Annotated in this window: 2 protein-coding genes; both read left to right on the top strand. The window is 35.3% G+C overall.

Going from position 1 to position 16,163, the window contains the following annotated elements; translation table 11 throughout:
* Positions 1-8 precede the first annotated feature (8 nt).
* The gene (locus LVD15_RS15095) at positions 9-2,378 is read left to right on the top strand and encodes an ABC transporter permease (RefSeq protein ID WP_233776058.1); all 2,370 of its coding nucleotides are present in this window, start codon (positions 9-11) and stop codon (positions 2,376-2,378) included.
* A 55-nt stretch (positions 2,379-2,433) separates the two neighbouring features.
* Entirely contained in the window at positions 2,434-16,149 is a 13,716-nt protein-coding gene (locus tag LVD15_RS15100) for a non-ribosomal peptide synthetase/type I polyketide synthase (protein WP_233776059.1), read from the top strand.
* Positions 16,150-16,163: the final 14 nt, after the last annotated feature.

A 16,163-nucleotide genomic window follows, 5' to 3' on the forward strand; every position in this document is an offset into this window, starting at 1 on the left:
AACCTAATATGTTAAAACATAATCTTCGTCTCATTCTTAGAAGCTTTATGCGTTTTAAGACGACTTTCTTAATTAACCTTATCGGGTTATCAGCTGGTCTTAGCAGTGTATTTTTTATTTATATGTGGGTAAGTGATGAAATGTCTTTTGATAAATTTCATAAAGACAGCAGAAATCTTTATCAAATAATGGAAAATCAGGAGAATTCTGATTTAATAAAGACAGTGGATAATACTCCTGACCCATTAGCACAGGCTTTGAAGGACGAAATGCCTGAAGTAGAATATTCTACGTTATCAACTCCTTTATCTTGGTTTCAAGACTTTACTATTTCTTCAAATGATGAGAATGGTGTAAAGGCCACTGGACAATTTGTAGGAAAAGATTATTTTAAAGTCTTTTCATATGAGCTTATTTCTGGTAGTAGCGATAAGGTTTTGGCTGATCAAAATTCAATTATTATATCAAGATCCTTAGCTGAAAGTCTTTTTAATACTACAGAAGGTCTTATAGGTAAAAGAATTGATTGGCAGCTATTACAATTTAAGAAGGATGCTATTATTTCAGGTGTTTTTGAAGATGTACCAGAGCATTCATCGGAACAATTCGATTTTGTTCTATCGTTCGAATTATTTGCGAATATGTTTCATAGAGAGCCTAATTGGGGGAATAATGGACCAAACACTTTCGTGAGGGTTAAGGAGAATACTGATATTAAAGAATTTAATGCAAAGATTGATGACTTCATCAAGGGTAAGTATGAGGAGTCAAACGTAACTCTATTCGCAAGATTATATAAGGACAGATATTTGTATGGTAAATATGAAAACGGGGCTCAAAGTGGAGGGAGAATTGAGTATGTGAAAATATTTTCTATCATAGCAATTTTTATTTTGTTTATAGCCTGTATTAACTTTATGAATTTATCCACAGCAAAAGCTTCTAGGCGAATTAAGGAGGTGGGTGTGAAAAAGGCAATAGGTGTTAGTAGAGGTTCATTAGTGGTGCAATATTTAGCAGAATCAGTATTAATGGCATTTATCTCTTTGGCTTTATCTCTTATTGTTATAGCGCTTTTTATGCCGAAATTCAATGAGATTACTGGTAAAGACTTATCTATGCACCTAGATAGCTCACTGATTTTATCTATGGTGGCAATTACATTATTTACAGGATTAATAGCTGGTAGCTATCCTGCTCTGTACTTGTCAGGTTTTAAGCCTGCTATAATTTTGAAAGGAAAATTCAAGAGCTCTATTAGTGAGCTTTGGGCCAGAAAGGGTTTAGTAGTTTTTCAATTTGCGCTTTCTGTGATTTTTATAGTTTCCGTAGTGGTTATTTATAACCAAATGAAGTTTATACAATCAAAAAATATAGGCTATCAAAAGGATAATGTTATATTTTTTGAGAAAGAGGGAAAGGTTGCAGAAAGTCTTGAGAGCTTTCTAACCGAGGTGAAAAATATTCCTGGAGTGGTTAATGCATCTAGTAGAATGGGGAGTACTATGGGAAGTTTTATGACCACAGGTAGTGTGGAATGGCCTGGTAAAGATACTGAAAGTGAAATCTCATTTGAAAATGTTGGTGTCAACTATGATTTTCTTGAGACGCTCGGGATAGAGCTTAAGGATGGAAGAGGTTTTTCCAAAGATCACGGTTCTGATGTAGAAGCAATTGTATTTAACGAAGCGGCTATCAAAGTGATGGGAATTGAAAATCCTATTGGTCAAAAAATTAATTTGTGGGGGGATCAGAGAGAAATTATCGGCGTAGTCAAGGATTTTCACTTTGAGTCCTTACATGAACAGGTTAAACCATTATTTTTCATTTTAGCTCCACAAAAAACTAGTGTTGTTCTAGTAAAACTGGATGGAAGTCATACGTCAGAAACTATTGAGGATATCAAGAATTTTTATTTGGAATTTGCAGGAACTCCAATAGATTTTCAGTTTCTAAATGTAGCATATGAAGCGCAATATGTTTCTGAACAAAGAGTGTCTTCATTATCTAGATATTTTGCTGCTTTGGCTATAATTATTTCTTGTTTAGGATTATTTGGTCTTGCAACTTTTACGGCTGAAAGAAGATTAAAAGAGATTGGCATAAGAAAAGCTCTCGGGGCTAATAATTTCACAATCATATATCTTTTGTCATTAGATTTTACAAAAATGGTGCTGGCATCTATAGTTCTTGCTATACCAATCAGTTACTTTATTTCTCAGCAATGGCTTGATAACTTTGCTTTTAGTGTAAAACTTGAGGTATGGTATTTTGTGGGAGCGGGGGTTCTGACACTATTAATAGCATGGCTTACTGTAAGTTTACAAACTATAAAAGCGGCTATGATTAGCCCTGTTAAATGTTTGAGAACAGAATAATTTCTGTCTTTTTATTTCGCGATTAAATATCAGTTTTTAATAGAAAAGTGTAGCAGTGAAAGACAAACTAGATAAGTCTAACGTATCACAAATATTGGAGTTGACCACGGTACAACGGGGTATGTTATTTCATTTTTTAAATGAAGCTGACAGTAATGTTTATAATGTTCAGATTTCGATTGATATAGATGGAAATTTGGATGTTAATCTTCTTAAAGAAGCATTTATACTAGTTCAAAAACAGAATGACGCGTTGAGGTCTGTTTTTAGATGGGAAAAACTGAGTAAACCTGTTCAAATAATTCTTAAGGATGTCTTAATTGATTTTACCTTTAAGGATATTTCTCAGGAAAATACTGAACTGGAAAGAGAGAAACTAGTTCAAGAAGTAATAAATGATGATCTGGGAATTAGATTTTCGTTAAAATCAACACCTTTTCGAATCCAGGTAATAAAGTTATCTGAACGAAAACATGTAATGGTAATTACCCACCATCATATTTTGTATGATGGTTGGAGTACCGGTATTTTGTTTGATGAATTGTTTTCATTTTACCGAAGTTTATCCGGAGGTCATCAAAAGTTAAGCGCAAAGGTTAGTTATTCTGATGTCGCTAATCAATTAAAGTCGGAACTATCTGATAAAGCTAGACAATTTTGGAGTCAATATCTTGAAGGTTATAAGGTTACATCATTATTTTCTGCAGCAACTAATAATGAAAAGAGTTGTGAAATAGAAAAAGTTGCGATCACTATTCCTAACGAACCTTTAAGTCATTATTCTTCAACTCATAGGGTTACTAAAGCCTCGGTAATTTATGCTGCGTATGCAATATTTTTGCAAAAGTATCATGATGTTAATGATGTCACCTTCGGTACTACAGTTTCTAATAGAGATAATGAAATTAATGGTCATGATCAGATAATCGGAAATTTCATTAATACTTTACCAATAAGAATTAAGAATGCGGAAGAGAAAAGGTTGAATGAGCTAGTTAAGGATGTGAGTAAGCAGCTTATAGACAGGGCCCAATACAATAACACATCTTATTTTGATATTAAAAAAATTCATAATGTAAAGCCTGATAGAGATCTGTTTGATTCGGTACTAATAATAGAAAATTACCCGCTGAATACAGATCAGATACATGGTAACCATGATTTAACATTGGGAATTCGATCTGTGTATGAGAACACAGGAATCCCCTTAGTGATTACAGTCTTCTTCAATGATTCTGTAGATATTGAATTGTCTTATCAAACATCTCAATTTACAAGAGACGAGGTTAATTTTATCTCCACAAAACTAGCTATGTTTATAGAGGCTATTATTGTGGGAGGTAACAGAGGGCTGAAGGAGTTAAGTTTGCTGTCAGAAAATGAAAAGAATGAGCTCTTAATCCACTTTAACGACACGCAGCTTATTTATAATAAACAAAGTACAATTGTTGAACTTTTTGAAGAACAGGTTAAGGCTACACCTGATCAAATAGCTCTTGTTTTTGGAGAACAAAAACTCAGTTATAATGAACTTAATGGCTTGGCTAATGGCTTAGCCTTGGATTTGCGAAACAAAGGAGTGAATCCAAATGATGTGGTAGCTCTATACACTAGTAGGTCTTTGGAACTATTTATAGCGCAAATTGCTGTGCTTAAATCCGGTGGCAGTTATTTGCCTTTAGACCCTGAATTTCCCCAAGAACGCTTAGAGTTTATGATAGCTGATGCTGGAGTATCTACCATTATATGTACACCGGATTTAGAAACTACAAGATTTAAAAATAATACAGAGATAGATCTAATTGTGGTTGACTCTGAAGAGATCTCTAGCATTGGTGAAAATTTAGACCTGGTTAATGTCAATGATGATTTGGCTTATGTTATTTACACTTCTGGATCTACAGGAAAGCCTAAAGGTGTAATGATCACGCACAAATCAGTGCACAACTATATTGAGTCTTTATCAGCATGTGTGCCGTTCAATTTAGATACATGCATTATTTCTGTCACGACGTTTTCGTTCGACATTTTTGTCACAGAGTCACTAGTGCCATTAGCAAAAGGATCTACCATAGTAATCGCTGATAGTGATGCTCAGAAAGATCCACATATGCTCTCCAAATTGATTACGCTAAATGATGTTAACTTGATGCAGACAACACCATCTAGGTATAGGATGTTGGCAAATGATGAAGCAATTTTTAAAACAATAGGAAATCAGCTGCAAAATATATTGGTGGGCGGAGAGGCCTTCCCTCAAGATCTTTTGAAATTTTTACAAAATCATACTCAGTCTCAAATATTTAATGTATATGGCCCTACCGAAACTACTGTATGGTCATCACTTATAAACCTAACAAAATCCGATGCTATTACCATAGGAAGGCCTATTGGAAATACCCAATTTTATGTTTTGAACAAAGATTTACAACTACAGCCGAAAGGAGTGGTGGGTGAGCTTTATATTGGTGGTGATGGCTTAGCAAAAGGTTATTATAATAATGAAGAACTAACCCAAAAGACCTTTATAGACAATCCTTTTAAACAAAACGAAAAACTTTACAAAACAGGGGATATGGTGAGGTGGTGTCCTGATGGCTTATTAGAATATGTGGGACGTAAAGATTTTCAGGTTAAAATAAGAGGTTATAGAATTGAATTAGGTGAGATTGAAGGGTGTTTATTAAACTATAGTAAAATAAAGCAGTGTGCTGTAGTAGTAAACGAAACCGATAATAGGAAGCAGATAGTTGCATATTATGTAGGGGATGAAATGGAGAATTTAGATGAACTTAGAGCTTATCTGATAAAATCCCTTCCCTCATATATGGTCCCTGCATATTTTATCTCGCTTGACTCCTTACCAATGACACCTAATGGTAAATTAGACAAGGCTAGATTGCCATTGCCTGAAATTCAGCTGAGGGAGAGTCATAAAGTTGCTTCAAATTGGGTCGAAAAAGAGCTCTTAAAAATCTGGAAACAGTTATTGGGGCATAATGAAATTAGTGTAGACCAGAACTTTTTTGATGTTGGAGGAGATTCCCTTCATCTTATTACAATGAGTTCAAGGATTAAGTCCATATTTGATGCAGATATTTCCGTAACAGATCTTTTTAAATTCACCACCATTAGCCAATTGGGTAAGGTCATTAATAAGGGTAAAGAGCCCATTGATCAAGATAAGTTGCAAGAGGTGTCTTCAACTTCAGATGCTTTATCAAAGTCTTGCGATATAGCCATTATAGGTATGGCCGGCAGGTTTCCTGAAGCTCAGGATATATATCAGTTTTGGGAAAACCTAAGAGCGGGTAAAGAGTCTATAACTAAGAAAAATAAAAAGGAGGGTGATTCAAAAATTGATGCCAAGGGCCATTTGATTGACTATGACTTATTTGATGCATCGTTTTTTGACTACTTACCATCTGAGGCCTCAAAGATGGACCCTCAGATACGTATTTTTCATGAGTGTGCATGGGAGGCGTTAGAGCATGCCGGATATAATCCATTTAAATATAAAGGCAAGATAGGTCTTTATGGAGGTGCATCAATTAACCCTTATTTTAACCTTAATCTGGCAGGTTCGGATTCCGATGACTGGGTGGAAAAATGGGAGACAATGACCTATGCGGATAAAGACTTTCTGTGTCCCAGGGTTTCCTATAAGCTAAATTTAAAAGGCCCTAGTGTAAGTGTGAATACTGCATGTTCTACTTCATTGGTAGCTGTAGATACTGCTTGTCAGGAATTGATTTCAAGTAAATGTAGTATGGCTTTAGCCGGGGGTGTTTCTATATCTTTACATGATAATGATGGTTACACTCATCAGCCAGGTATGATCCTTTCAAATGATGGTAGCTGTAGAGCTTTTGATGAAAACTCTTCAGGTACTGTAGGTGGAAATGGTGTGGGTATTGTGGTTTTAAAAAGACTGGAAGATGCTCTGAAGGATGGTGATTCGATATATGCAGTTATTAAAGGCAGTGCTACCAATAACGATGGAAATGAAAAGATAGGTTTTACGGCTCCTAGTGTTGAAGGGCAGAGTTCCGCTATAAAGCAAGCAATTAGAAAATCTAATATTTCATCAGAGAGTATTTCATATGTGGAGGCTCATGGTACAGGTACAGTATTGGGAGATCCGATAGAAATTGCTGGATTGACTAAGGCTTTTAATACTAGCAAAAGGCAATATTGCGCAGTAGGGTCGGTAAAAACTAATATTGGACATTTAGATGCAGCTGCGGGTATAGCTGGTTTAATAAAGGCGACCATGTCCTTATACTATAAAGAGCTAGTGCCTAGTCTTCATTATAATAATCCTAATCCAAATATAGATTTTGCACATAGCCCATTCTATGTAAGTTCAGATCTCAAACAATGGGAGAAAAGTGAGTTTCCAAGACGTGCAGGCGTTAGTTCCTTTGGTATAGGAGGCACTAATGCTCATGTGATTTTGGAAGAACCACCTGAAGTTGAAGAATCTTCAACTTCTCGCGAATTTCATTTATTAAGCTTTTCAGCAAAAAGTGAAGAGTCTCTTAAAAATAATATATTTAAACTTTCAGATTACTTAAAGAGGAATCAGAATATATCACTTGCGGATGTAGCTTATACTCTTAACAAAGGCAGAGCTCATTTTCCTTTAAGAGTAAGTATTAGTGCGGAAGAAACATCTCAAATTTCAGAAATCCTTCGAGAGTTATCTTCAGATGTCTCAATGTTATTGAGTAGTAATAGGAAGGATGAGATAGTTTTCATGTTTTCAGGTCAAGGCTCTCAGTACCTTGGCATGTGTTCTGATTTATACACTAAGGAAGAGTATTTCAAAACTACTGTTGATTTGTGCCTGAATATTGCCCATGAACTGTGTAGTAAAGATTTTGGCAAGGTACTATTTAATAAAGACACTGAAGAAGGAAATGCTTTAGTTAATCAGACGGAATTTGCTCAGCCAGTGTTATTCATTATTGAGTATGCTTTAGCCAAGTTACTTATAAGGTGGGGTATTGTTCCATCTTCAATGATAGGGCATAGTATTGGCGAAATTACGGCGGCTTGTGTCTCAGGAGTTTTTACCTTAAGAGATGCTTTGAAGTTAGTAATAAAAAGAGGGGAAATTATGCAAGCTGCAGACCCTGGTGATATGTTGAGTATTTCTATAGGTCAAGAAGAGTTGATGCCACTAGTAGGTAATGCTGAAATTTCCATTGCTGCAATAAATAGTCCTTCTCACTGTGTAGTCTCAGGAACATCAGAAGCCATTGAGAATTTTAAGGACCTAATTGAGCAGAAAGAATACAGTTGTAGAATAATACCTACCTCTCATGCATTCCATTCGTATATGATGGATGATATTCTAGAAAGTTTTAAAGCATCTTTGAAAGATATCAAGTTTCATCAACCACAAATTCCAGTGATTTCAAATTTAACTGGGGATATAGCAGATGAGGTACTACTCACTAATCCGGATTATTGGGTAAGACATATTAGGGAGACGGTGCACTTTTCTTCAGGTGTAATGAAGCTGATGGAGTCTGGTAAGAAGTTATTTGTAGAAGTGGGGCCAGGGAATGTGTTGAGCACCTTTACCCGCTCACATAATGACAGCGAAGGAAATCATACAGTAATTAATCTGGTGAAACATCCAAGGAAAGTGGGGGATGATCAGCAATATCTGCTTGCTAAAGTAGGTAAGATTTGGGAGAATGGGTTTGATATAAATTGGGGCGCATTCTATGGAACAGAAAAAAGAAGAAGAATATCACTTCCTGCATATTCTTTTGATAGGTCAAAATTCCCTGATCGGTTAAATCAGATTCCTCAAGAAAATGTTAGACCCGTACGCAGTAAGAATCTTAATGATTGGTTCTATATTCCTGGATGGAAAAGTACATATTTTAGATCCGAAGAGAAAAAACAAGCAGGTGTTAATATAATCTATGGAGATTATAACCATGTATACTCATCCATAGAAACCAGGTTGAAGTTGGAGTCAATTCCATTTGTGTCAGTAATAAAGGGAGAAGGGTATGCTAAGATTTCTGACCATCAATATATGGTTAACCCTGATCATAAGGATGATTTTTTGAAGCTGTTTAAGGATTTGAACGCCTTAAATTTCAAGTTTAACCAAATCCTTTATAATGGCACTTTAGATGATCCCGATCTTAATAATGAATACAATAATCATCATTATCTATTCTACAGCTTACTTCATTTTGTGAAAGTGGCTAAGAAAGGCGGAATTTTAAATAATATTAGGTTAGTACTTATTACAAATGATGTTTATAATGTTCTAGGTAATGAGACTGTAAATATTGCATCATCCGCTATCTCAGCTTTAGCAAATGTATGTGCTCAGGAATATGGTTTAACGAAGTGTCATATTGACCTTTCGATGAAAAGTCTTGATGAGAACTATGATCAATTAGTAAACTTAATTACCAGTAACTGTATCTCTCCAACATTGGCCGTGAGAAATGGGCTGATATGGGAAAGAGATTTTCAACAGATAGATGTCAAATTAGATGCCTCACAGTTTAAACCCAATGGCATTTACCTTATTACAGGAGGAATGGGTAAATTGGGGTATATTCTGTCTGAATATTTAATAAAAAAATATGATGCCTCAGTAGTGCTGATAGGCCGAACTGCAAAACAGGAGGTAGCCGATAAGATAGCGCGATTAAATTCTGGGGCTAAAAAGGTCATTTACTGTCAGGCGGATGTTACTAACGTAAAGGATCTTGAAAACGTGGTGTGTGAGACGAGTAACATATTTGGTGAAATCACTGGGGTGATTCATGCAGCTGGAACATTAAATGGTAGTAGTATCGATATAATAGATAATTTATCTGATCAGGCATACATGCAGCAATTTCAAACTAAGCAAGGAGGATTGCATTCGATCCATCAGGTGTTTGGTGCAAGGAATTTAGACTTTTGCCTGGCTATATCATCTATTTCTGCAATATTAGGAGGAGTTCGTTTGGGAGCTTATGCATCAGCTAATATGGCAATGGATCAATATCTACTATCTCTAAAAAAGAGAGATTGGCAATCCTTGAATCTTGATGGATTATCATTTGATGATGCATCTGGTGAAGGGTTAAACACTGAAGAGTTAATAGATGTAATAGAAGCGGTACTGACTCTTAAAAATGTACCTCAATTGACAGTTTCAGTTGGTGACTTGGATAAAAGGATCTCTGAGTGGCTAGTTAAAGACCTTATAACATTAGAAAATAATGATGGAACTGATTCATCATTTGGCTATAATATTGAAGATGAACTTAGAAAATTATGGAAAGAGTATTTTGGAGTTGAGGAGATAACAAGCCATGATGATTTTTTTGAATTAGGTGGGGATTCACTTAAAGTGATAACCATGATAGGTAGAATACACAAGAAATTTAAGGTGCAATTATCAATTGGAGAGTTTTTTCAAAATTCGGCGCTCAAGGATTTAAGCGATCTGATAGTTACATATTCTTCAAATAATAGCACCATTGACAACATAATTTCAATTGCTCCGGCTAAGCATAGTTATCAACTAAGCTCAGTGCAAAAGCGTTTATATTTCCTCCAAGATTTTGCCCCTAATTCGACTGCATACAATATGCCTCTTGCTTTAAGGTTGAAAGGTGAAATCGATAGAGAAAAATTAAAGATAGCATTCATACAATTAATAGAGCGCCATGAGCCATTGAGGACCAGCTTTGAAATTTTAGATGATCAGCCTAGTCAGATTATCATGATGGATTTCGATTTTGATATTGAGTGTTTTGATACTTCTGATAAAGATGTAGAAACAATAATTTCTCGATTTATTAGACCATTTACATTAAAAGAAGCTCCTCAAATTCGAGTTGGTTTAATAGAAAAATCTAAATATGACCATATCATGGTTGTAGATATGCCTCATATAATTACAGATGGAATTTCTAAAAGTGTTTTAATTCAGGATTTTATGTCTCTTTATAACAAGGAGCCACTCGAGGAATTAAGGATACACTATAAGGACTATGCAGAGTGGCAGCAAGACAGTAGTTATAAGGACGAGCTAATAGGTCAAGGTGATTTTTGGAGGCTTGAATTTGATGATGAGCTGGAGCCTTTGAATATACCTACCGATTTTGAAAGACCACCTATTAAGAATTTTGAAGGAGCCATCAAAAAATTTGAATTGGATGAGACCACTACACTTGATTTGAAAGCCCTTGCTGAAGATAATGACTCCACTTTATTCATAATATTATTATCATGTTATTACATCTTTCTTGGTAAGCTGAGTGGTGAAAATGATTTGGTAATAGGTACACCTGTATCAGGAAGGACAAGTTCAGAGTTGGAAAGAATGGTTGGAATGTTTATAAATACTCTTCCTTTAAGAAATACGATCCTAAGCACAGAAAAATTTAGTGATTTTTTAGCAAGAGTTAAAAATAGAACTATCGAATGCTTTGATAACCAGATATATCCCTTTGAGAATTTATTGGAGGACTTGGATTTAGATAGGGATTTGAGTAGAAACCCATTATTTGATGTGTTTTTCTCCTATGAAAATTTTGAGCGCTCAAAGCTAAAAATCCCAGGCTTAGAAATTACACCATTCGATGATAATCATATAGTGTCCAAGTTTGATTTAACACTAACAGCTTTTGAGGAAAATCAGACATTATCACTTCATTTTGAATACTCGACTAAATTGTTCAACTCAACCACAATTGAAAAATTTGTTGATTATTATAAGTCAATTATCAAGGTGGTGCTTGGTGATAATAACATCAGGATATCTGACATTAGCTTGATTACTGATAGTGAAAAGGAAACAATATTAAATGCATTTAATAATACAGCGGGAGTAATTGATGAAACTCTTACCATTTCAAATGCTTTTGAAGAAACCGTGGCCAATAATGGTGATGATGTAGCCTTGACATATAAAGGCAGAAATTTCACATTCAATGATTTTAATAGTAGAAGTAATCAGATTGCTCATGCTATTTTAGAATATCAACTGCCTTACGGATCTAGGATTGGAATTCTACTTCCTCGGACCGAAAACCTGTTGATTAGCATAATGGGAGTTTTAAAGGCAGGCTGTGCATATGTTCCTATTGATCCTGATTTTCCTGAAGAGAGAGTGGATTACATAATTAAAGATAGTGATGTTTCTTTAATGCTGGTGGATAATAACGAGCAATTGATAATTGATAAAAAGAGTATAGAATGTTTAAATGTTGCTTCAGAACATATTAAACTGCAGAAGATTCATAATCTTGGTATCCAGATCTCTTCATCAGAATTGGCATATATGATCTATACTTCTGGGTCTACAGGTAGGCCTAAAGGGGTGATGATTGAGCATTTAAATGTTCTCAATTTCATAGAGGGCATCACATCTATTATAGACTTTTCTGCACGATCAAGATTTTTGTGTTTAACTACAGTGTCGTTTGATATTTTTGTTTTGGAGAGTATCTTACCACTAATTAAGGGGTATCAGGTGATTTTGGCTAGTAAGGATGATCAAAAAGATCCAGATTCATTATGTAGAATTATAAAATCTACAGAACTCAATGTAATGCAGATTACCCCATCTCATTTAAAAATGCTGCTTTCATCAGCAGAAGTGGGAGAAGCGTTAAACTCTTTGGAAATAATCATGGTTGGGGGTGAAAGCTTTCCAGTATCTCTATTAAAGGTATTGCAATCGTATAAAAAGCTTAAAATATACAACATGTATGGGCCTACTGAAACAACCGTATGGTCCTCCGTCCAAGAACTAACGAAGGCCGCTAGCATAGATATTGGATTCCCGATTTTGAATACCTCAATGATAGTTATCGGTGATGATGGTCAACTACAGCCAATAGGTGTTCCAGGAGAACTTTACATAGGAGGACTAGGTGTGGGTAGGGGGTATTGGGGAAGAGAAGACCTTACCAGTGAAAAATATGTAATTAACCCCGCAGGAATTAAGGGAAGATTTTATAAAACGGGTGATCTCGTTAAGTGGCTTCCAAATGGAGCAATACAATATTTAGGTCGTATTGATAATCAGGTTAAAATTAGAGGCTATCGAATAGAGTTAGGTGAAATTGAACGAAATTTGTTGACATACGAAGAAATTTCAGAAGTGGTTGTATTCGCTCATGGACCTAAAGAAGATAAACTCTTGGTGGCATATTATGTTTCTCCATATTTATTGGAGGCAAAAATTCTTAAAGACCATTTATCTGTGCAATTGCCTAACTATATGATTCCTTCATATTTTATGCATCTAACGGATCTACCCCTTACGCCCAATGGCAAAATAGATAGAAAAGCCCTGCCTAAACCGGAGCTTACAAGTATAAGTGAATATATGGCTCCAACTTCTGAAATGGAACAGGTTGTAATAAGCTTATGGGCAGATGTTTTGAATATTAATATTGATTCAATTGGAATAACTGATAGCTTTTTTGATTTGGGTGGACACTCTTTGCTAGCAAGTATATTGTCAAATAAAATAAGTAAAGAACTTAGCCTTACTTTGCCCTTAAGGGAAGTTTTTAAGTTGCAGGATGTACGTAGCCAAGCTGATTACCTTAGTCTTCGAGAAAAGAAAAAATTTACCTCTATTAATAAATCTGTAGAAAAAGCATACTATCCTGTATCTTCATCTCAAAAAAGATTATTCATTCTTAATCAATTAGATAAGCAGTCGGTAGCTTATAATATGCCTTATACGGTAAGGTTAAAGGGTAGATTAGAAAGGGATAAATTTGATCAAGCATTCTCCAAACTTGTGAAGCGACATGAAAGTTTGAGAACTACTTTTCATTTGAAAGATGATGAAGCTGTACAAAAAGTAGAGGATGATCATATATTTAAAGTTGCCTATTACGAATGCGAAGAACGTGATGTTAACCAAAAAATAGAAAAGCTTATTGCACCTTTTGACTTGGGAGTTTGGCCTTTATTGAGAGCCGTTGTGTACACCTTCAGACCAGATAGTCATATTTTAGTGGTGGATATGCATCATATTATAACTGATGGTTTATCACAACAAATTTTGCTGAAGGACTTTATTAAGATATATAATCAAGAAAGCCTTCCACCTCTGCAATTAGATTACAAAGATTATTCGGAGTGGCAGCAGAGTTCTACTCAGAAAGATAAATTATTAATTCATCAAGATTACTGGAAAGCAGAGTTTGAAGGAGAAATACTGTCGTTAGAACTACCATATGACTTTGCTCGTCCCGTAGCGAGGAGTAGTAATGGAGGGAGGTTAGATGCCGTTCTGGATAAAACATTAACATGTGAATTGAATAATCTGAGCAAGCGTGAAGGGGTATCTAAATTTATTTTACTGTTATGTATCTATTATGTGATGCTAAGTAAATTGAGTTCTCAGGAAGATATAGTTATTGGTACACCTGTATCTGGAAGGGAGCATGCAGATTTAGATGCAGTAATAGGCCTTTTTGTTAATACCTTGCCACTCCGAAATTTCGTAAATGGTAATAAATCATTTAAGGATTTTGTGCTTGAAGTAAAAGAGAGATTCCTTTTAAGTCATGAACATCAAAGTTATCCTTATGAGTATTTAATAGATGATTTAAAAGCTGATAGAGTAGGAAATAGAAATCCTCTTTTTGATGTGATGTTTGTTTTTCAGCAAGATAATGATCCGGATGTTGAACTTTCTGGTATTCAGATGACACCCTATAAGTGTGATTTCAAGGTTGCTAAATTTGACCTAACATTAATAGCTCAGGAAACCTCTGAAGGAGTTCAAATAAGTATTGAATATTCACGTGATCTTTTCCTACCTGAAACTATTCAAAGATTTATCAATTATTATCATAGAATAGCAGCAACGGTGGTGGCAGATGTGCAGCAAACTCTTTCGGATATTCAAATTATATCCGATAATGAAAGACGTGAGCTCATTAATGAATTCAATAATACCGAAGTACCTTATCCAAAGGGAGAAACTATTATAAGCCTATTTCAGAAACAAGTTGTAGACTATCCTAACCAAGAAGCTATAGTTTATGAAAATCAAAGAGTGACATTTAAGGAATTAGATGCCATGGTTGATTTAATTGCCGGATTATGCGCCACACAAGTTGATGGTCGAAATAAAAAGATTGCCTTGTTATTTAATCCGTCAATAGAAATGATAGCGAGCATGCTAGGCGTAATGAAAGCAGGGCATGCCTACGTACCGTTGTCTCCGGATGCTCCTGTGGATAGAAATGAGTTTATTCTTTCTGATTCTGAGGCACAGATGTTACTTACACATGAGGCAGTAGGTATTTCAGAAATCGGTTATCCTAGCGATCAAATTGTCATGGTGGATCAAATTGAAAAATACCCTTATGACTCGGAAATATTTCAATCTGTTAGTCCGGCTGATTTAATGTATGTGATATATACATCTGGTACTACAGGTTATCCTAAAGGTGTGGAGGTTGAGCATGGGGGAATGGTTAATTACATACATTGGCGTATTGCTAATTTTGGTTTTACTCTGGATGATGTCACTATGCAGGTGGTTTCATACCATTTTGATGGGTATGGAAGTAATTTATATTCCCTTTTACTGGCAGGAGGAAAAACAGTATTATTAAGTAATGAGAATCGATTGAACTCTAAAATGTTGATAAAGACTATAGAGGATGAAAATGTTTCATATATAGGAATGACTCCAGCTATCTTTGATGTATTACTTTCAGAGTTAAGTGTTCAGCGAGCACCTAGTCTGAGATTGGTAGTATTGGCAGGAGAAAGGGCTAGTCCAGAGTTAATCCAAAGAAGTAAAAGAGTACTTCCTAAAACACAAATCAGCAATGAATACGGACCAACTGAAACTTCCGTTGGTGCGACCTGCAATAATCATCTAGATGAAAACAATACCTCAATCATAGGAAGACCTATGGATAATACATCTATATATATATTAGATAATCATGGAGAATTGCTTCCGATAGGGGTGTATGGAGAATTATGTATTTCTGGGGTAGGTGTGGCCAGGGGCTACTTAAATAATAAGCAGCTAACAAAGGAGAAATTTGTCAATGATCCTTTTAAAAATGGCCAAAAAATGTATAAAACTGGTGACTTAGCTCGTTGGAAACATACTGGTGAGGTCGAATTTTTGGGTAGAGTGGACAACCAGGTGAAAATTCGAGGTTTTAGAATAGAGCCTGAAGAAATTGAGACGCAGTTAAATCAATACGATGCAATAACTGATTCAGTAGTATTGGCCAAAGAAATATCGGGAGATAAATATCTGGTTGCATATTATGTTGCCGAAGAGGAAATTGATTCCTCAAGGCTTAGGTCTTTCTTATCGGATGAATTACCAGAATATATGATCCCCTCTTACTACGTACATATTTTGAAAATGCCAATAAGTATTAATGGGAAAACAGATAGAAACGGATTGCCTTCTCCGGACCTTACGCCAAGAGAATACAAAGCACCCAGTACACAAGTAGAAATAAAATTAGTAGAAATATGGGCAAATGTACTGAGGAGAAGTGAGGATGAGATAAGTGTAGATACTAGTTTCTTCGAACTTGGGGGACATTCGCTCAAAGCCACTGTGCTCGCTAATAGAGTTTTTAGAGATTTAGATGTTGAAATTCCACTTCAGGAGATATTTGTTTCTAATACTATTGAGATAATGGCAGAGTACATAGAAAATGAAAAATGGGCCAAAAGTCAGCCCTCTGATGAAATTATGAATGATGAGATCATTCTAGACTAAGATTAAACATTGTT

The sequence above is a fragment of the Fulvivirga maritima genome, from assembly GCF_021389955.1.
Taxonomy (GTDB): Bacteria; Bacteroidota; Bacteroidia; order Cytophagales; family Cyclobacteriaceae; genus Fulvivirga; species Fulvivirga maritima.